A 16,318-nucleotide genomic window follows, 5' to 3' on the forward strand; every position below is an offset into this window, starting at 1 on the left:
GCCCTTCAGCGGATCAGGGGATCCGGAACCGTGAGGTCCGGATGCTCGTAGATGGCGGCGATCGCGGCCGTATCGTCGGCGACGCAGACTGCGGCGACGTCGTCGAGGAGGGAGTCGTAGTCCGGTCCGGTCGTTCCCTCGTAGGCCTCGGTCATCCGCCCCCACTCGTCCCAGGGGAGCATCTCGACCTTGTTCAGGGACGCGAGATCCTTCACCAGATTTCCGCGGATCTCGGCGGGCCCCCAGTTCTCAGTGCCGAATACGCCGAACCGGTCTGCGTTGCTCTCCCCGCGTTGGAAGGCGATCCACGCTTCGGCCCCGGACAGGAAGTGGCCTGGTGGAAGATCTTCGGGATGCTCGACCACTCCCTGCCCGAGAACTTCCGGATCCAGGCGGATCCACCGGCCATCACCGTGGTCGCGGTACTCGACGATCCAGTGATCGACTGCTCGGTCCGTCACGAAGTAGGTGGCGAATCCGCAGCGGACCCGGGCGGACACTCCGCGATGGCGCAGTAGGGAACACGCGAGAACCGCGAAATGGCGACATGTGCCGACCACGCGCAGGTGCGGTTCCCGCGGCTCTGCGATCGGTTTCGGAGCGAGTTCGTACAGCCGGGCGACGAGGTCGGCGGCCGGCCGGACCTGATTCTCCGCCTGACGATCCTCGGGGAGATCACGCGCCCCCGGATCGGTCGGTTGAATCACCAACCCCTGCACCGGCGTGCAGATCGCCACCGGTTCGGTGGCGAGTAGCCCGATCGCTTCTGAGTGCACTCCGTTCAGGTCGGTCAGTCGTCCCGGCCGGTCGTACGCGATCGTCACACCGACGAGCGTAACCAGCTCGGTACCGAAAGGTCCGCCGGACGGCGCTGTCCGGAACGGACAGAATCCGAGAGTCGTGCGGCGAACAGTGTCACTACCCGTCGAACCCGGGAGACGACGAACGGCCGGGCCGCGCGGAGCGCAACCCGGCCGTCACCGTCGAAGAACTTAGAGCGCGAGGTCGCGCCCGATGATCTCCTTCATGATCTCGGAGGAACCCGCCCAGATGCGGGTCACGCGGGCGTCCATCCACGCGCGGGCGGCGCGGTACTCGCGCATGTATCCGTAGCCGCCGTGGAGCTGCACGCAGGAGTCGAGCACCTGGTTCTGGATCTCGGCCGAGATGTACTTGACCTTCGCGGCGTCGACGGCGGTCAGCGTGCCCTCGGCGTGCGCGACGACCGCCTGGTCCACGTAGGCCTGCGCCATCTCGATCTTGGTCACCAGGTCGGCCAGCAGGAACTTGTTGTGCTGGAACGAGCCGATGGACGCGCCGAAGGCCTTGCGCTCGCGGGCGTACTCGATGGTCTCGGCCAGGATCTGCTTGGCGTGCGCCACGTTGCCCACCGCGGAGCCGATGCGCTCCTGTGGCAGCTTCTCCATCATGTGGTAGAAGCCGCGGTCGACCTCGCCGATCAGGGCACTGGCGGGCACCCGCAGGTCGGAGTAGAAGAGCTCCGCGGTGTCGGCCTCGGGCTGGCCCACCTTGTCGAGCTTGCGGCCGCGCTCGAAGCCGGGCAGCGTGCAGTCCACGGCGAACAGCGAGATGCCGCGGGCCTTGGCGTCCGGATTCGTCTTCGCGGCGATCACCGCGACGTCGCAGGTGTAGCCGTTGGTGATGAAGGTCTTGGAGCCGTTGAGGATCCAGTCGTCGCCGCTGCGCACCGCGGTCGACTTGATGCCGGCCAGGTCGGACCCCGCGGAGGGCTCGGTCATGCCGATCGCCGCGACGGCCTCGCCGGCGGCGATGGCGGGCAGCCACTGCTGCTTCGCCTCGTCGGTGCCCAGCCGCACGATGTACGGCGTGGTGATGTCGAAGTCGATGCCCACCGAGCTCGCGAAGGCCATCGAGACTGCGGCCAGCTCCTCCTGCGCGATGGCGTTGAAGCGGTAGTCCTCCGCTTCGCCGCCGCCGTACGACTCGGGGATCTCCAGCCCGAGGACGCCCTGCTCGCCGAGGCCGCGCCACACGTCGCGGGAGATCAGCTTGTCGTCGATGTACTGCTCGGCGTGCGGCAGCACCTGCTTCTGCAGGTAGTCCCGGACCGCCGAGCCGAACTGCAGGTGGTCCTCGGAGTAGATGGTGCGTTCCACGTCGGTGGGTTCCTCTCTAGAGCTTCAGGTCGCGGCGCAACTTGGCGACATGGCCGGTCGCGCGCACGTTGTACTGCGCCACCTCGATGGTGCCGTCCGCGCCGATGACGAACGTCGACCTGATGACGCCCGTCACGGTCTTGCCGTACATCATCTTCTCACCGAAGGCCCCGTATTCGGTAAGCACCTGCTTATCCGGGTCGGAGAGGAGCGGAAATGTGATCGAGTCGCGCTCCTGGAACTTCTTGAGCTTCTCGGGCTTGTCGGGGGAGATGCCGAGCACGGCGAGCCCGGCGTCGCCGAAGTCGGCCAGGTTGTCGCGGAAGTCGCAGGCCTGCTTCGTGCAACCGGGCGTCATCGCCGCCGGGTAGAAGTACAGGACGACCCGCTGGCCACGGTAGTCGGAGAGCGAAACAGGCTTCCCGTCCTGGTCCGGCAAAGTGAAAGAAGGTGCATTAACTCCCGGCTCCAGCCGCGTCGAAGTAGTCATGCCGGTTACCGTAACGGTCATGGCAGCACAGGACGAGGGCTCGGGGTACTCCGGCGGCGCGGGTGGCCGCGGACGCGCGCGCATCCGCAACCTGGCGAGCGCAGCGCTCAACGCCGATATGACGATCGACCAGGCCACGACGATGCTCGAGGGCATGGCGGTGACCATGGACAACATGAGCACCACCATGTCGACCTTCGACGAGACGGTGGCCCGGGTGAACCGCAACCTCGACGAGTTCGAGAAGCTCACCGCCCGGTTCTCCGCCACCCTGGAGAAGACCGACGCGGCGCTCGAGAAGCTCAACGCGCTGCTCTCGGTGCCGGGGGCGGCGGTCACCGTCGCCGAGCGGGTGCTCGCGGTGCCCACCGAGGTGACCAAGCGGTTCCGCGGCAAGCCCTGACCGCACCGTCGGACCGGATCAGCCTCGGCGGTAGCCGTTCGACAGCCCGACCAGCAGTTCCGCGACCAGTGGGTTCGGCGTGGCGTCGGTCCGCAGCACCGCGGAGACGGGCAGCGTGAAGCCCGGCGCGGGCCGGCTGGCGATGCCGGGCTGGCGCGGGTCCTCGTACAGGAGCGTCCATCCCTCGGGGTGGTTGATCAGTTCGAAGGCGACGGGGTGGTCGTCGCGGATCTCGGGGCCGAACCGCACCTCCAGTCCGTCGGCGGTGAAGACCTTGTCGACGAGCCGGTGCAGCAGGACCTGCTGGTGCGGGGGCGGCAGGAGCAGCGGGTACTGCGCCAGTTCCGCGGTCGACGGTGCCCGACCGAGCGCCGCGAGCGGGTGCCGGGTGGAGAAGGCGATCAGCGGGTTGTCGACCCACAGCGGCTCCAGGTAGAGGCCCGGTTCGTCGAGGCGGCCGCGGATGAGCGCGAGATCGGCCTCGCCCGACCGCACCGCGGCGATGCGCTGCGCGAAGGGCTTGATGAGGAAGTCGATCTCCGCGCCCTGGTGCCGCTCGCGCACGTCGGACGCCGCGGCCAGTGCGGACCGGGCGAACGACATGTTCGCGGCGAGCCGGATCCGGTCGGGCCGGGGGCGCACCGCGTCGATCGCCTCGTCGCGCTGCCGGAGCAGCTCACGCGCCCGGGGGAGCAGCGATTCGCCGGCGTCCGTGAGCTGCACCCGCCGCCCGGCCCGCTCGAAGAGCTCGGCCCCCAACTCCTTCTCCAGCGCCGCGATCTGGTGACTGACCGCCGACTGCGACACGAAGCACTGCTTCGCCGCGCGGGAGAAGCCGCCGTGATCGGCCACCGCGACGAGGTACTCGAGCTGCCGGAATTCCATACCGCCATTGTATGAACAGAAGAGATGGATCGCATCATCAGGACGGCGATCTACCAGGTTGAAGCGTTCTCATCCATGCACCAACCTGGTAGTAGACAACGACGTCTTGAAGGAGGAGAAGATCATGCGCAGCACCCACGTCGTGGTGATCGGCTCGGGATTCGGCGGCCTCGCCGCCGCGAAGCAGCTCGCCAAATCGAACATCGAGACCACCCTCATCTCGGCGAACGGCACCCACCTCTTCCAGCCCCTGCTGTACCAGGTGGCCACCGGCGTGACCGCCGGCGAGCGCATCGCGCCGCCCATCGCGCAGGTCCTGCGGCGCCGCCGCGCCGTCGACGTCGTCACGGGCTACGTCACCGAGGTCGACGCGGAGCGCAAGGTCGTCACCTACGCCACCGGCGAGGGCATCGAGCAGATCGGCTACACCTACCTCATCGTCGCCGCGGGCGCCGCGCAGGCGTACTTCGGCCACGACGAGTGGGCCGACCGCACCTTCGCCCTCAAGACCCTCGAGGACGCCGAGAACCTCCGGAACCGGATGCGCGCGGCGTTCGACGCCCCGGCCGAGAGCCCCGCGCGCACCCTCGTGGTGGTCGGCGCGGGCGCCACGGGCGTCGAGGTGGCCGGCCAGGTCGCCGAGCTCGCGCGCCGCTTCCACGACGACGCCGAGATCCGCATCCACCTGGTCGAGGGTGCCGACGACGTGCTGCCCTTCTACGGCGGCACCCTCTCGGGCTACACCCTCGCCGCGCTGGAGAAGGCGGGTGTCACGGTGCACACCGGTACGTTCGTGACCGCGATCGAGGACGGCGTCGTCACCGTCAAGGACAAGGCGGGCGTCGAGCGCGAGATCGCCGCGGGCACGGTCGTCTGGTCGGCCGGCGTCAAGGCCACGCCGCTCGCCGGGGTGATCGCCGAGGCCACCGGTAGCGAGACCGACCGCAACGGTCGACTCCTCATCAACCGCGACCTCACGGTCGGTGGCCGGGCCGACGTCTTCGCCCTCGGCGACATGACGAGCCTGAACGGCCTGCCCGGGCAGAGCCCCGTCGCCATGCAGCAGGGCCGGCACGCCGCGGACGTGATCCGCGGGAAGAAGGGCCCCGGCACGCACTTCCAGTACCTGGACAAGGGCAGCATGGCGATGATCGACACCCCGCACGCCGTGATCCAGCCGCCGCTCGGCCTGCCCGGCCTCACCGGCATCCTCGCCTGGGCCGGCTGGCTCGCCGTGCACCTGTACTACCTGGCGGGCATGGGCAACCGCGTCGCCGTACTCCGGGATTGGTTGCGCGCCTTCGTCGGCACGGCCCGGCCCGGGTTCGCCGCCATCGCGCTGCCCGACGGTGCGCCGACGGTCACCGTCGGAGCCCCGGAGGCGGACGCGGGGGAGGAGCTACCCGGCGGACTTGGCGTTACCGGCACGCCAGACGGACCACGGCAGGTTCCAGTCGCCTAGGCCGTCCGTGCCCTCCAGTACGGGCCCCGACGTGTCGGTGACCTTCACGATGTCGCCGCGCTTGGTGTTCTGCAGGAACCACAGGGCGTTCTCGGTGCTCACGTTGAGGCAGCCGTGGCTGACGTTGGTGGAGCCCTGCTGGTTCACCGACCACGGCGCGCTGTGCAGGTAGATCCCGCTGTAGGACATCTGCACGGCGTAGTCGACCAGCGTGCGGTATCCGTTGGGGGAGTTCACCGGTACGCCGTACGTCGACGAGTCCATGATCATGTTCTCGCGGTGATCGCCGATGAGGTAGACGCCGTTCGGGGTCTCGTTGCCGGGGCCGCCCATCGAGGTGGGCATCGTCTTGATGAGCTTGCCGTTCTTGGTGACGCGGACGATCTTGTCCTTGTCGGAGACGGTCGTGATCACCTCGTCGCCCACCGTGAACCGGGTGGAGGCGTCCTTCTGGCCGAAGGTGCCGCCGCCCAGGTCCACGCCGTAGATCTTCACGTCCACGCTCACCTTGGTGCCGGGCTTGAAGTAGCTCTCGGGCCGCCAACGCACCTCGGACGGGCTGATCCAGTAGAAGGCGCCCTCGACCGGCGGATCGGTGACGACCTTGATCGCCCGCTGCGCCGCCATCCGGTCGGCGATGCGCTCGTCGAACTTCACGCCCACCGTCTGCCCGACGCCCACCGTCGAATTGTCGGCCGTGGTGAAGTACGCCTGCGCCAGGTTGTTCGGCGACTGCGTACTGAAGGTCTCGTTCGCCACGTTCACGCCGCCGATGCCGTTCGCCTCGGCGCGCAGCTTGTAGGTCTTGTTGTAGCCGAGCGGCTCGGCGTTGACCCAGGAGCGGCCGTCCTCGGCGAGCTTGCCGGCCACCTCCTTGCCGTCCGGGTTCGTCATCACGACCCGGGTCAGCGTGCCGCCGCTCGCGGTGACCTTGACCGGGACGCCGGGCTGCACGTCCAGCGTGCCGTTGCGCACGCTGGAGGTGATCTGCGGGCGGAGCAGATCGAAGAAGGGCGTCGAGTCGGTGATCTTCTGGCTCTCGTCCGGCAGCGACGCGTCACCCGTGGACGACGTGCACCCGGCGACCAGGGCGGCGGAGACGACCAGTGCCGTCACCGCCGTCGGGATACGTCGATACACGGCGGGACGGTTGCGCATGGCTCAGCTCCAGAAAAGGCTCAGTCGGGACTCGGCCCGCAGGGACCGATTGCTCCCGATTCTACCGGGCGCGGAGCGGGCCCTGCCGGTACGGTGCGGGTGTGAGCGACGACGGTGGCCGGTCCGAGTCCGGTGCCCAGGACGGCGACGAGCGCCCCGTCGGCCCGTGGGGTGACAAGGGGTACAACAAGCTGGCGCTGGGCATCGCCATCGGGGTGGTTCTCGGCGCGAGCATCGGGACGGCGCTGGGGAATCCCGCGCTGGGCATCGGGGTGGGCCTGGCGCTCGGCATCGCGCTCGCCTCCGCGCTCGGCTACCGGGCGGGCAAGGACGACGAGGACTGAGCCCGGCTCCGGAGCCGGGCTCCCGACCTGGGGGAGAGCCTGGGGAGAACGCTGCGGGCGGCAGGTGAGGTGGTTGCTCCCCAGGCTCGGATCAAAGCTTAACTTAGCGTAGGTAAATTTAGAAGGTTCAATTCTGCGAGGGTGATCACTCATCGCCGAGTGTCCGATTCCGCTGCGCATCGTGTAGTATTTACTGATGTGAATCGATTGGCGTCAGTGGTGAAGGCGAGCGGGTCGTGCTGATCGGCATTTCGTGGACGAAGGTCTCCGGAGTCACCAATCCCGACACCAGTGCCTGGGAATGGGTGGTCGTCGGCGCCGCCATGCTCCTGCTCATCGGGCCGATCATGGTGTGGAAGGAGCGGTGGGTCGCCGCCTGGCAGTGGTGGAAGTCGGTGCTCTTCTTCGTCGGGTTCTTCTGCATCGCCATCCCGGTGGTCGCCGGCGGTGCAGACGCGATCCTCGGTGACAACCACGCGAAGGTGGACGCCGATGGTGTTGTGGCCCAGGTGCTCTCCGCGCGTCCGTCGCCGGTCACGAGGGCAACGGCGATCGTGGTTCAGCCCTCCGAGCACGTGGCGGGGTCCACGCTCGACGTCCCGTACCAGGGGGAGGGGCTCGACTACCTGGTCGACTTCGCCGCGGTGACGGGAGCCGGTCGCGCGGTCCAGTGCCGCGCGACGCTGTCGCTGTATCGCGAGCAGGCGCCCAGGGGTAGGTCGGCGCCGGTCTCCGCTCGAATGAAAGGCGGCTGTCGGGCGGCTGCGTAGATCAACCGAGTAAGCGCGAAAAAGCCCCCTCCGATATGGAGGGGGCTTCTCGGTTGTGCGCCATCAGGGACTCGAACCCCGAACCCGCTGACCGCGTTCCGCCCTGTCGCTGACGGGTGGTGATGTCGAGAAGTGTTGGAGTGTACGGTGTTCCGTGGACCCGAACTGACGGACAGTCTCCCGAATGCCGCTGATTTCGCTCATTTCGGGTGGGTAAAAGGTGGGCTGGGGGCCAACCTCCGCTGCAGCTCCACCGACGAATCCGGCGCCACCGCCTTCCGCTCAATGTAGTGCGCGCGCGTCACGTCCGGCCCCGAATGCCCGAGCTGTCCGGCGGCGCGTTCCTCGCCCAGCTCCTCCGCCAGGACCGTCGCGACGGTCCGTCGGAAGCTGTGCGGCGTCACCCACTCGAACATCCCCGCCGGCCCATCCGCCGTCCCGCGAGCGTCGCGCACCACGTGCTTGCGGGCCTCCCGCAGCTGCCGCCGCACGTTCGCCGCCAGGCGCGCCGTCCCCGCCCGTGACGGGAACACCAGGTCTCCGGGCAGCATCCGGGCCCGCTGGGCCTTCAGCGCGTCGATCGCGAACTGCGGCAAGGTCAGCACCAGCATGTTCTCGCCGCCCTTCGTGCGGTTCAGCACCACTTGCTTCGAGTCCCACAGGACGTCGGACCACGCCAGCGGCAGGACTTCGTTGATCCGGCCGCCGGTGCCGATGAACACCTCGAACAGCTCGGGCAGGTCGACGGCGCGCGGCGGGCCGGTCGGCTTCCCGTCTCCGCCGTGGGTGCCGGCGTACGCGGCGACCCGCGCGCGGAGGATCGTCAGCTCCGCTGCGCTGATGGCCCGCGGCTTCTTCCGCTGCACCGCGGCCGGGGTGGTGTCGCGCACGAGGTTCCGGTCCGCGGCGTCGTGCTTCGCTGCGATCCCCATCATCCCGGACAGGGCGAGGCGGCAGCGCTTCTTCACGGTGCCGGCCTTCGTGTCGAGGAACCGCTCGAGGCCGCCGATGGTGACCTCGCCGACGCGGAGCTCGCCGACGGCGGGCGTGACGTGGGTGCGGATGGTCTGCTCGTACAGCTCGATCGTCTTCGGCGCGAGGTTCTGGCGGCGTTTCGTGTCGAGCCAGATGGCCCCGAGGTCGGCGAGGTTGGTGTCGCGGGTGACGTCGGCTGGCGCGGCGGCGGGGCGGGCGCGGTCGCGGAGTGCGATCTTCAACGCGGCCTCGGCCTTCGCGCCCGAGGCGCCGAACCGCTCGACGGTGCGGGTGCGCCCGTCCCAGTCGCGGTACTTCGCACGGGCGCGCCACTGCCCGGACGCGGTCTGGGCGCGGGTGATCTCCCCCCACGTGCCGAGGGGGAGCGGTGGTCGGGCCATCAGGGCGCCTTCCTGCTGATGCGGCGGAGCCGGTTCACGACGGTGGGGGAGTAGGCGATCGCCTCGGGCCGGTCGAGCAGCTGATTCAGCAGCTGCGTGTACCGGATCGGCGAGACGTCGAACTGGGCGCGGATGGCGTCCTCCTTGGCGCCGCGCTGCTGCCACCACCCGGCCTCGAAGTCGAGGATGGCGCGCTCGCGGTCGGTCAGCTCGGTCATGCGCCGAACTCCGGGCCGTCGGGGTCCGGCTCGTCGCCGAGCGGCCACGGCAGGTGGTCGCTGGTGTCGGCTCCGCCTTCGTCGCCGTCGTCGAGGCCGCGGAGGTCCACGCCCTTGAAGTCGAGGCCGCGGCGGCACAGGCTCGGGGGAGCGAGCTCCGGTGTCGCGGCCCGGAACTCCTGCCACGTGTCGGCCGGCGCGCCCGCGCGCTGCCACGTCCACCACTGCGACCAGGTGTCGCTGAAGACGATCGCGCCGTCGGGCCAGCGGAACGGGCCGTCCGGGGTGCTCACGGGGCGCGGGGCGTCGTGGTTGGTCAGCATGGCCGGTCCTCCACCCGGGCGTCGACCCAGGCTCGTTCGTCGTCGGTGAGTGCGCGGACGCGGGCGAGGAGCGTCGGCACGTCGACCCACAGCTCGTCAGCGACCTCGGTGGCGTGCCGGGCCCAGCGGAGCACGTCGACGAGGTCCTCGAGTTCGATGAGCCGGCGTGCCGCGATCTCGTGGACCGCGGTCTCCTCGCGGGCCTGCAGCACGGGGTCGCGCGGGTAGACGCGGCGCTCGTCGTGCACGAGCTCGTGCGCGATGGTGCAGCGCCGCTCGGCCTGGGTGAGGTCGTCGGCCAGCTGGATCCGGCGGCCGTTGATGCACCCGGCGAGCGTGGTGTGCCCGATGTCGCCGAAGCGGATCTCCAGCCAGTTCCGGGCGCGAGCCTCCCTCCACGGGTGCCAGGTTCCTCGTTCGATCGTCATGCCCGATGTTGTACACGTACGGACCGACAGAAAACGCTCTGACCAGGAACTACACCCGTGTTATTCGCTGCGGAGCACCCACTCGCGAATGTCGCTGATCATCTCCTCGGGGTAGAGCGCGGGAAGCATCACACCAGCGAGCCCAACGCTTCGAGGGAGGTCACACATAGCCCCGCGCACGAACCCGAAGGCATACGCCAGCCCGGCAGTGGTCGCGAAGTCGGCAGCTTCCTCCGGAGTCATGTCCATGTTCTCCGCGAACGTGAATCGCGTCGCGCAGTCAAGTTTGATAGAGAGGTCATCCCTGTCGAGTTGAAGTACCACGCGCAGTGCGATTGACGGGGCGCCTACAGGCCTCTCGTCATCGTGGTCGTCTTCACTCGCGTGCGACAGCGCCGCTCCGACCGAGAGCCTTAGACCGTCCTCATCCGGGTCTGCGGACCACTGCGCGACCTCATCATCAAACCTCCGCTCCACGCTGCGGGTATGCCACCGCAACGCGACTGCAGTTGGTTCCACTAGCACCGCCCCGCAAGTTCGTAGCGCATTCTCGCAACCCTGGTCTCGCCCGCCGTGCCGCCCACAGGGTCGTCAGAGTTGTTCTTCAGCGCGGAGTCTGCGGCGTGCCGAATCCGCTCGGTCTGGTCGAGCTCGTACTCGCGGACCTGCACACGAAAGACGGCGCGCACTGCCTTCGCGTACCGGCGGATGGTGGACATCGTTGGATTCGTGCCGCCAGTTTCAAAGCGGGAGACCTGCGCGGGGTCCACTCCCATCTCCGCAGCGACATCCGAGATGGACATCTTGCGGCGCATCCTCACCTGTCGAAGCCCGAAGATGAGGTTCATCTGCTCATCCGCGATCTCAGCCCCGACGCGATCCTGCGGTGTTGGCTCGGCAATGCTCGGGAACATGTCTGTAGCCACATTGGCCTCCTCGGCTCTTCCTCCACCAGCTTGCATGACACTGGCTGCCTATGCATGACGTATAACGCAAACGGTATCAAGCTGTGTTCCAGCGTCGCCAACGCCGCCCGGTATTGGTGCAGTAGGTCACGCCCGAGACCATCGCGCTGTGCATATCCTCGGTCTGGTCGTCGCTGCACCAGGCAGTGTTCTCATCGACCGGCTTCTGACCGACGCCAGCCCCGATAATCAGGTCGGTCGGAGGCGGCCAGTCCGGTCGACCCTCGATGAAGTACAGACGATAGAGAGTCCGTCCATCCGAGGAGATCGTCTTCAGCTCTCCAGCCCAGGGCATGGGGAGTGTCTCAGAGAAGGCGAAGCCCTTCAGGTTCGGTACCTGGGAGCCGACGGGGCAGCGGTGGCTCTCGTGATGCCTGTCAGGGTGCTCGCCGTTGTTCTCGGCGGGAAGACCGAAACGCTCCGCTGCACGAGGGAGCGCTTCTAGCTGGTCGCACGCGGCGTGATCAACGGAACGGAGGGCAGCGAGAGCCTCCGCACAGTCATGAGTAAAGATCCAGGCACACCCAGGCGCGTGGATACGGCTGGTGATGACTTGTTCGGGGGTCGCGGGAGGCTCAGCCTTCGGCTTGCGGTTGCGGCGTTGCTTGCTCACGCGCCGCCCTCCGGCCCCTCGGGATCAGGGAGCTCGCCGGCCTCGTCCTGGCGGCGGCGGAGCTTCCGGCCGACGGGCTCGTCACCGAGGTCGCGCGCGGCACCGGCGTAGTCGGACTGGCGCGGGTCCTGTGGCGCCGAGGCGGCCAGCGTCTCGCCCAGGTCGGCGGGGAGCTCTACCCACGGTGTCGGGATGGACACGTCCACGCCAGTCAGGCGATAGGCGTCGGACCCATCCCCGATCTGGCTGGTGCGGGTGGTGCGTAGGCGCTGACCCATCTCGCGGGTAGCCGCCAGGTTGAGTGCCCGCTGGCTGGCGTGATCGAGCGCGATCAGGGCATTCCTCGCGGCCTCGAGCATCGCGGGGAACGCGGACAGCGTGCCCGCGACGGCCCCGGGCCGGTCCCAAGGGACGTCGCTTTCGATCCGGTCGATGGTGGCCGTGACCTGTGCTCCGTTGCGGAATGGTGCGGCGATCGCGCGGGCGATGATGAACGGTTCGCGCGGTGCCTGCGGCGGGTCGATGTAACGGATCTGTGCGGCGTACAGGTCGACGGCCTTGACGAGATCCGGCGGCGCGTCGACGTTCGTGAGGTCGACGGTCGAGGCTTCCTCGACGAAGCTTCGCTTGATCTGGTCAGCTTCGACGAGGACGTTCTCGACTTCACGCGGGGTGGGCGCTGGTCCGCCGCCAGTCGCTGCGCGGCGTTGCCGGCGCTCGACGATGTCGTCGACGGCGCCGGCTACTCGATCCCATCCGTCAGGTGTCCACAGGATCAGCAGGTTGTTCCGGGCGACGCGCTTCTCTGCGGGTACGGGGTGCTTCACGTCGTAGAACGTGGGCGTTCCGTCGTCGTCGACTGCGAGCAGGTCGTACCCGGCGTCCTGGCCATCCTCCCGCGCGATGTCCCAGCCGCGCGCCTTCAGCTCCTCTTCGAGGTGGTTGAGAACCTGCCGGTAGGACGGCGCCGTCACTTCGTCGCTGGCGATTGCCGGTGTACCGCCGGGCCGGATGGTGGTACTGAACACCACCCAGGTCTTCTCGCGCGCACTCGCCTGGTCCTCGGCGACCTCGGTCCTGGCCGACGCAGCGGCAGCAGGCTGGTCCGCAGAATGGACCTGCTCGTGTATCGGCTCTTGCTCCTGCACCCCCACGGCATCTGTGAGTTCGATGTACTCGGCTGCGGCGTCAGGGTCGTAGCGGAGGTGCTTCTCAGCCTCTGCGACAGCCGATGGCGTTGGGCGTGGTGATGAGAGCAGCGTCGGCGCAACCCAGCCCGCACGCGCGAGCGCGCGCCGGACCCACGCGGGTGCAGCGAGGTATCGAATGCCGCGCACGGATGCTGCGCCGGCTGCCTTCAACTGCTCGTCGAACCCGGGCGTGATCGCCTTCGCCCACAGGTCCGGCTGCTCGCGCTTGAGAGCGTCCGTGTGCACCGTCATGAGGAAGCCGGTGAGGACCTTGCCGTCTCCCAGGTTGTAGAGGTCGAGGCGGTCGGGTGTGAAGCCGTAGAACTCGAGGAGGCTGAGCCGCTCGGTCTCGTTCGCGGGGTGGGCGATGCGCCCCGACTTGGTCTTCTCGAGCGCACGCGGCGGGTACGTGGCGTCCGCGGGCGCGGCCGGCGCAACGGTCGTCCGTCGGGGTCCGCTGCCAATGAGTTCGCTGAGCTTCGGTCGCCGTTCCGCCGCCTCCAGGTAGTAGGCGTCCAGGAGCTCCGCAACAAGGTCCCGGAGAGCGTCCCAACTGCCGGGGTCGTCAAGATCGCGGATCCGTTGCCCGATCTCGACGAGCTCGTCGCGGAGCTCGTCCTTGTACCCAGAATCAACCAGCGCCGCATCGAGTACGTGGGCATACGTGTTTCGCGTGAGCTCGGAGACGGATTCGAGCTTGTCGCGATCGGGCAGCTTGCGGACTCCGCGCTTCTTCCATGAGTTGAGGGTTTGAGGACTGACTCCCATGCGGCGAGCGAATTCGGCATCGGTGACTCCGTACTGGTCGAGGTGGCTCTGGATGAGCGACCACAGTTCTGACACCTCAGCCACGTTTCTCCGTCCTCCCGTCGCAGTGCAATCCGCTTGCCCACCGTGTCGTCTACCGCCGAACGGGTCCGATCGGGCCGGTTACGTCTACCAATGATCCGCCCCAATCGTGCCCCATATCCGCAGCGTGCGGAACTACAGCCATGTGATTACTTGACCCGTGTCTACCAACTGCGGTTGAATCATCCGCAGACAGTTGACACCACACCGTGTACCGAGGGAGGATGTAGTGGCTGCACAGCAGCGATGGCCGAAGGGGAGCTGGATGAAGTTGACGTCGATCGAGACGCTCCGGGCGCTGATGCGTCAGCGGGGATTCTCGATGCAGCGACTGGCTCGCTATGCAGGGTGCTCGAAGTCGTTCATCGGGCACCTCTGTTCAGGGCGGAAGACCACATGTACGCCGCAGTTGGCGGTTCGTATCGCGGAGGCGCTTGATGTGCCCGTGGATCTCCTTTTCGTGGCCTACGGATCCGCTGACAGCGGACGTAGCACACGCAATAAGCGGATTTCTGCCGCATGAAGAAGGCCCGCCATGCCGGGCGGGCCTTCCGGGAACAACGAGAACTAGGAGTCTCTATGCAGGACCTGACCTTACCGGACGCGAGGGGCGAGCGCGATCAGCTCGCCTCGCGGACCGATGTGCTCGACCGGGTGGGCGTACTGCGCACACTGCCCGATCGGACGCACGTGACCACCGCTATGACCGCCGAGTTCTACGGCGTCGACGTGGACACGATCTACCAGCTCGTGAAGCGCAACCGCGACGAGGTCGCCGCCGACGGGTACCGCGTGATCCGGCGCGGGGAAGTTGCTGACATCCTGTCAGTCACTCCCGACGACCTGGGGATGCCCGCCACGGCACCGTCGCTGGCGCTGTTCCCCCGTCGCGCGGTCCTTCGCGTGGGGATGCTTCTGCGCGACAGCGAGACGGCCCGCGAGGTCCGCACCTACCTGCTCGACGCGGAGCGCCCCGCGGCACTCCCGGACATCTCCACGCCGGGCGGCGTCCTCGTCATGGCCGACATGTTCGCGGCCACCGCACGGCAGCTCGTCGCGGCCACCGAGCAGATCGAGCGCGAGCGGCCGCTCGTCGAGCGCGCCAAGACCCACGCCGCCGGCGTCGGCGCCAAGACGCGGCAGCAGTTCTTCCGCGAGCTGAAGCAGTGGGCGCAGGACGCGCACGGAGTGGTCGTGAAGCAGGCCGAGGTGATGGAGTTCCTGTCCACCCGCAAGCTCGGGATGTTCACGCGAGGAGATCGCCTGGACTCCGGGCAGGCGACCGCGTGGGCGATCGAGAAGGGCTTCGCCCACAACGACGAGGACACCGCGCCGAACGGGCACAACTACGTCCGGTCGACGCTGACCCCGACCGGGCAGGAGTACGCCTGGGACCGCTGTGTCCGGTACATCGACGCGAACGGCACTCTCGCGCTGCCGCGCCAGATCGGCGGTGCGGCATGACCACCACGATCCCGTCGTTCGACGAGTACGAGCAGGCCCGGCACGTCCTGGCCCACAGCACCGACTTCGAGCTTCCCGAGGTCAACGCGGCGCTCACGTGGATCAACGAGTTCGAGACCGCGGTCCGTGATGCGGTCGCGGCTCAGTTCCGTGACCCGCGCCGCGCGAAGTTCATGCCGGACTCGATCCCGCACACGGTTCTGCCGGCGTGGGAGGACATGTCGTCGTGGCTGCGGGAGGCGCTGTTCGACGCGGCGATGACCGGGGCACGCGCCGCGCAGGGTGGTGCGCGGTGACCGCGGCGCTGGTCCGCGCCCTCCCGCGGGAGGACGGCGGCCCGGACGACCAGCTCGATCTGCCGATGAACGTCGTCGATCTGGCGCACTGGTTCGTCGGCGCGGACGGCGCGCTGATGGGCGCGGTCGTGCTGAACCACAAGGACTTCGCGGAGCCGTACGAGATGGCGCTGCCGGCGGACCGGATCGAGGTGATCGCGTGAGCGAGCCGGAGCGGATGACGACCGCGCAGATCGAGCACGAGCTGGCGACGTACGCGGCGACCACGTTGATGGTCACCGCGGACGCGTTGGGTGTGGGCCGGACGCACATGTACGCGGCGGCGCGGAAGGCGTGCGACAACGCGGAGGGCCGTGGGTTTCTGGCGGCGGGTGTGCCGGTGCTGCGGATCGGCGGCCGGTATTCGGTGCCGACGGCGCCGCTGCGCGCCGCGCTCGGGCTGGGGGTGGCGGCGTGAACGGGCTGACGTTCCTCGGGCTGGCGGCGCTGGTCCCGACGTGGCTGCTGATCTACGGCCTGCACGAGCGGGAGGCCGGGCGATGACGCCGGCGGATCAGCAGGTGGATCTGGTCGTCGCGGCGCAGGCCCGGGTTCGCGCGCTGACGGCGCAGGATCTGGTGGCTCTCGCGCGGGCCCGGATGGAGTCGGTGCCGACGCCGCTCGGCGGCCCGTGGGATCGGTGCGAGCTGAACGCGGGCGCGGCGACCGCGCTGGCGCAGGAGCTGCTCGACGAGCGGGCGGAGCGTCTCCGGATCGCGGGGCGGGTGCACAACCTGGCCGGCGACCTCGAGAAGTTTCTGACGCAGTGGACGGCGGACGACTTGTCGGACTTCGGGCTGGTGCAGCAGGTGGAGACGGTGATCGAGCTGCTGCAGAAGCAGGGCGAGGCGTTGAAGGCGGTTCGGTCATGACGGCCGTGAACGGTCCGGCGTGCTCGAAGTGCAAG

At 68.5% G+C, this 16,318-nt stretch carries 23 protein-coding genes; 10 read left to right on the forward strand and 13 right to left on the reverse strand.

The annotated features are described in order from the left end of the window. Nucleotides 1-5: 5 nt before the first annotated feature. From ACNAYW_RS11995 to bcp, 3 genes are all read right to left on the reverse strand, one after another. Nucleotides 6-824 carry a transglutaminase-like domain-containing protein gene (locus ACNAYW_RS11995; protein ID WP_415849925.1) on the reverse strand — a complete coding sequence of 273 codons (819 nt, stop codon included), beginning with the start codon at nucleotides 822-824 and terminating at the stop codon, nucleotides 6-8. Between the two features lie 168 nt (nucleotides 825-992). Beyond that, a complete protein-coding gene (locus ACNAYW_RS12000) occupies nucleotides 993-2,138 on the reverse strand; it encodes an acyl-CoA dehydrogenase family protein (RefSeq protein ID WP_415849926.1) in 1,146 nt (381 codons plus the stop codon). Nucleotides 2,139-2,154: 16 nt separating this feature from the next. Beyond that, nucleotides 2,155-2,628 carry a thioredoxin-dependent thiol peroxidase gene (gene bcp / locus ACNAYW_RS12005; protein WP_415849927.1) on the reverse strand — a complete coding sequence of 158 codons (474 nt, stop codon included), beginning with the start codon at nucleotides 2,626-2,628 and terminating at the stop codon, nucleotides 2,155-2,157. A gap of 19 nt (nucleotides 2,629-2,647) precedes the next feature. On the opposite strand from bcp, the gene ACNAYW_RS12010 reads away from it, so the two are divergent. Next, nucleotides 2,648-3,031: a hypothetical protein gene (locus ACNAYW_RS12010; protein WP_415849928.1), complete on the forward strand. Its 384-nt coding sequence runs from the start codon at nucleotides 2,648-2,650 to the stop codon at nucleotides 3,029-3,031. A gap of 18 nt (nucleotides 3,032-3,049) precedes the next feature. On the opposite strand, the gene ACNAYW_RS12015 is transcribed toward ACNAYW_RS12010, so the two are convergent. After that, nucleotides 3,050-3,916, reverse strand: a complete 867-nt coding sequence (locus tag ACNAYW_RS12015; protein WP_415849929.1) for a LysR family transcriptional regulator — start codon at nucleotides 3,914-3,916, stop codon at nucleotides 3,050-3,052. A 124-nt stretch (nucleotides 3,917-4,040) separates the two neighbouring features. Here ACNAYW_RS12015 and ACNAYW_RS12020 point away from each other — a divergent pair, with 124 nt between their 5' ends. Further along, the gene (locus ACNAYW_RS12020; protein WP_415849930.1) at nucleotides 4,041-5,378 is read left to right on the forward strand and encodes an NAD(P)/FAD-dependent oxidoreductase; all 1,338 of its coding nucleotides are present in this window, start codon (nucleotides 4,041-4,043) and stop codon (nucleotides 5,376-5,378) included. Here ACNAYW_RS12020 and ACNAYW_RS12025 read toward each other — a convergent pair. Continuing rightward, on the reverse strand, nucleotides 5,316-6,536 hold the full coding sequence (locus ACNAYW_RS12025; protein WP_415849931.1) for a L,D-transpeptidase: 1,221 nt from the start codon (nucleotides 6,534-6,536) through the stop codon (nucleotides 5,316-5,318). The two genes, ACNAYW_RS12020 and ACNAYW_RS12025, sit on opposite strands and share 63 nt — an antisense overlap. A 101-nt stretch (nucleotides 6,537-6,637) precedes the next feature. On the opposite strand from ACNAYW_RS12025, the gene ACNAYW_RS12030 reads away from it, so the two are divergent. Together ACNAYW_RS12030 and ACNAYW_RS12035 are read left to right on the forward strand one after the other, a co-directional pair. Next, nucleotides 6,638-6,880: an aromatic acid exporter family protein gene (locus ACNAYW_RS12030; RefSeq protein ID WP_415849932.1), complete on the forward strand. Its 243-nt coding sequence runs from the start codon at nucleotides 6,638-6,640 to the stop codon at nucleotides 6,878-6,880. A gap of 236 nt (nucleotides 6,881-7,116) precedes the next feature. Beyond that, the gene (locus tag ACNAYW_RS12035; RefSeq protein ID WP_415849933.1) at nucleotides 7,117-7,650 is read left to right on the forward strand and encodes a hypothetical protein; all 534 of its coding nucleotides are present in this window, start codon (nucleotides 7,117-7,119) and stop codon (nucleotides 7,648-7,650) included. Between the two features lie 200 nt (nucleotides 7,651-7,850). On the opposite strand, the gene ACNAYW_RS12040 is transcribed toward ACNAYW_RS12035, so the two are convergent. The 8 genes from ACNAYW_RS12040 to ACNAYW_RS12075 form a co-directional block, all read right to left on the reverse strand. Beyond that, the gene (locus tag ACNAYW_RS12040; RefSeq protein ID WP_415849934.1) at nucleotides 7,851-9,026 is read right to left on the reverse strand and encodes a site-specific integrase; all 1,176 of its coding nucleotides are present in this window, start codon (nucleotides 9,024-9,026) and stop codon (nucleotides 7,851-7,853) included. After that, nucleotides 9,026-9,244: a DUF3263 domain-containing protein gene (locus ACNAYW_RS12045; protein ID WP_415849935.1), complete on the reverse strand. Its 219-nt coding sequence runs from the start codon at nucleotides 9,242-9,244 to the stop codon at nucleotides 9,026-9,028. The genes ACNAYW_RS12040 and ACNAYW_RS12045 overlap by 1 nt, the downstream gene beginning before the upstream one ends. Then, complete coding sequence (locus tag ACNAYW_RS12050; protein WP_415849936.1) at nucleotides 9,241-9,567, reverse strand: hypothetical protein; 327 nt, start codon at nucleotides 9,565-9,567, stop codon at nucleotides 9,241-9,243. The genes ACNAYW_RS12045 and ACNAYW_RS12050 overlap by 4 nt, the downstream gene beginning before the upstream one ends. Then, entirely contained in the window at nucleotides 9,561-9,995 is a 435-nt protein-coding gene (locus ACNAYW_RS12055) for a hypothetical protein (RefSeq protein WP_415849937.1), read from the reverse strand. Before ACNAYW_RS12055 ends, ACNAYW_RS12050 begins: the two co-directional genes overlap by 7 nt. A 60-nt stretch (nucleotides 9,996-10,055) precedes the next feature. Further along, complete coding sequence (locus tag ACNAYW_RS12060; RefSeq protein WP_415849938.1) at nucleotides 10,056-10,472, reverse strand: hypothetical protein; 417 nt, start codon at nucleotides 10,470-10,472, stop codon at nucleotides 10,056-10,058. 41 nt (nucleotides 10,473-10,513) lie between these two features. After that, entirely contained in the window at nucleotides 10,514-10,921 is a 408-nt protein-coding gene (locus ACNAYW_RS12065; RefSeq protein WP_415849939.1) for a helix-turn-helix domain-containing protein, read from the reverse strand. Between the two features lie 76 nt (nucleotides 10,922-10,997). Beyond that, entirely contained in the window at nucleotides 10,998-11,573 is a 576-nt protein-coding gene (locus ACNAYW_RS12070) for a hypothetical protein (RefSeq protein ID WP_415849940.1), read from the reverse strand. Continuing rightward, on the reverse strand, nucleotides 11,570-13,615 hold the full coding sequence (locus ACNAYW_RS12075) for a hypothetical protein (RefSeq protein WP_415849941.1): 2,046 nt from the start codon (nucleotides 13,613-13,615) through the stop codon (nucleotides 11,570-11,572). The genes ACNAYW_RS12070 and ACNAYW_RS12075 overlap by 4 nt, the downstream gene beginning before the upstream one ends. A gap of 262 nt (nucleotides 13,616-13,877) precedes the next feature. Here ACNAYW_RS12075 and ACNAYW_RS12080 point away from each other — a divergent pair, with 262 nt between their 5' ends. From ACNAYW_RS12080 to ACNAYW_RS12105, 6 genes are all read left to right on the forward strand, one after another. Then, nucleotides 13,878-14,135, forward strand: coding sequence for a helix-turn-helix domain-containing protein (locus ACNAYW_RS12080; protein ID WP_415849942.1), 258 nt, complete (start codon nucleotides 13,878-13,880; stop codon nucleotides 14,133-14,135). Nucleotides 14,136-14,191: 56 nt separating this feature from the next. Beyond that, on the forward strand, nucleotides 14,192-15,076 hold the full coding sequence (locus ACNAYW_RS12085; RefSeq protein ID WP_415849943.1) for an ORF6N domain-containing protein: 885 nt from the start codon (nucleotides 14,192-14,194) through the stop codon (nucleotides 15,074-15,076). Continuing rightward, nucleotides 15,073-15,372 (forward strand): hypothetical protein, encoded by a 300-nt coding sequence (locus tag ACNAYW_RS12090; protein ID WP_415849944.1) that lies wholly within the window; start codon nucleotides 15,073-15,075, stop codon nucleotides 15,370-15,372. Before ACNAYW_RS12085 ends, ACNAYW_RS12090 begins: the two co-directional genes overlap by 4 nt. Next, nucleotides 15,369-15,575 carry a hypothetical protein gene (locus ACNAYW_RS12095; protein WP_415849945.1) on the forward strand — a complete coding sequence of 69 codons (207 nt, stop codon included), beginning with the start codon at nucleotides 15,369-15,371 and terminating at the stop codon, nucleotides 15,573-15,575. The genes ACNAYW_RS12090 and ACNAYW_RS12095 overlap by 4 nt, the downstream gene beginning before the upstream one ends. Beyond that, on the forward strand, nucleotides 15,572-15,829 hold the full coding sequence (locus ACNAYW_RS12100) for a hypothetical protein (protein WP_415849946.1): 258 nt from the start codon (nucleotides 15,572-15,574) through the stop codon (nucleotides 15,827-15,829). The genes ACNAYW_RS12095 and ACNAYW_RS12100 overlap by 4 nt, the downstream gene beginning before the upstream one ends. 82 nt (nucleotides 15,830-15,911) lie before the next feature. Next, nucleotides 15,912-16,283 carry a hypothetical protein gene (locus tag ACNAYW_RS12105; RefSeq protein WP_415849947.1) on the forward strand — a complete coding sequence of 124 codons (372 nt, stop codon included), beginning with the start codon at nucleotides 15,912-15,914 and terminating at the stop codon, nucleotides 16,281-16,283. The last annotated feature ends 35 nt before the right edge of the window (nucleotides 16,284-16,318 follow it).

The organism is Tsukamurella ocularis (assembly GCF_965138335.1).
Classification (GTDB): domain Bacteria; phylum Actinomycetota; class Actinomycetes; order Mycobacteriales; family Mycobacteriaceae; genus Tsukamurella; species Tsukamurella ocularis_A.

Excerpts from the sequence above, each read along its gene's own strand:
- bcp (WP_415849927.1), bottom strand. The coding sequence starts at position 2,628 with ATGACTACTTCGACGCGGCTGGAGCCGGGAGTTAATGCACCTTCTTTC.
- ACNAYW_RS12025 (WP_415849931.1), bottom strand. The coding sequence starts at position 6,536 with ATGCGCAACCGTCCCGCCGTGTATCGACGTATCCCGACGGCGGTGACG.
- ACNAYW_RS12085 (WP_415849943.1), top strand. The coding sequence starts at position 14,192 with ATGCAGGACCTGACCTTACCGGACGCGAGGGGCGAGCGCGATCAGCTC.
- ACNAYW_RS12020 (WP_415849930.1), top strand. The coding sequence starts at position 4,041 with ATGCGCAGCACCCACGTCGTGGTGATCGGCTCGGGATTCGGCGGCCTC.
- ACNAYW_RS12010 (WP_415849928.1), top strand. The coding sequence starts at position 2,648 with ATGGCAGCACAGGACGAGGGCTCGGGGTACTCCGGCGGCGCGGGTGGC.
- ACNAYW_RS12105 (WP_415849947.1), top strand. The coding sequence starts at position 15,912 with ATGACGCCGGCGGATCAGCAGGTGGATCTGGTCGTCGCGGCGCAGGCC.
- ACNAYW_RS12050 (WP_415849936.1), bottom strand. The coding sequence starts at position 9,567 with ATGCTGACCAACCACGACGCCCCGCGCCCCGTGAGCACCCCGGACGGC.
- ACNAYW_RS12045 (WP_415849935.1), bottom strand. The coding sequence starts at position 9,244 with ATGACCGAGCTGACCGACCGCGAGCGCGCCATCCTCGACTTCGAGGCC.
- ACNAYW_RS12090 (WP_415849944.1), top strand. The coding sequence starts at position 15,073 with ATGACCACCACGATCCCGTCGTTCGACGAGTACGAGCAGGCCCGGCAC.
- ACNAYW_RS12040 (WP_415849934.1), bottom strand. The coding sequence starts at position 9,026 with ATGGCCCGACCACCGCTCCCCCTCGGCACGTGGGGGGAGATCACCCGC.
- ACNAYW_RS12055 (WP_415849937.1), bottom strand. The coding sequence starts at position 9,995 with ATGACGATCGAACGAGGAACCTGGCACCCGTGGAGGGAGGCTCGCGCC.
- ACNAYW_RS12015 (WP_415849929.1), bottom strand. The coding sequence starts at position 3,916 with ATGGAATTCCGGCAGCTCGAGTACCTCGTCGCGGTGGCCGATCACGGC.
- ACNAYW_RS12080 (WP_415849942.1), top strand. The coding sequence starts at position 13,878 with ATGAAGTTGACGTCGATCGAGACGCTCCGGGCGCTGATGCGTCAGCGG.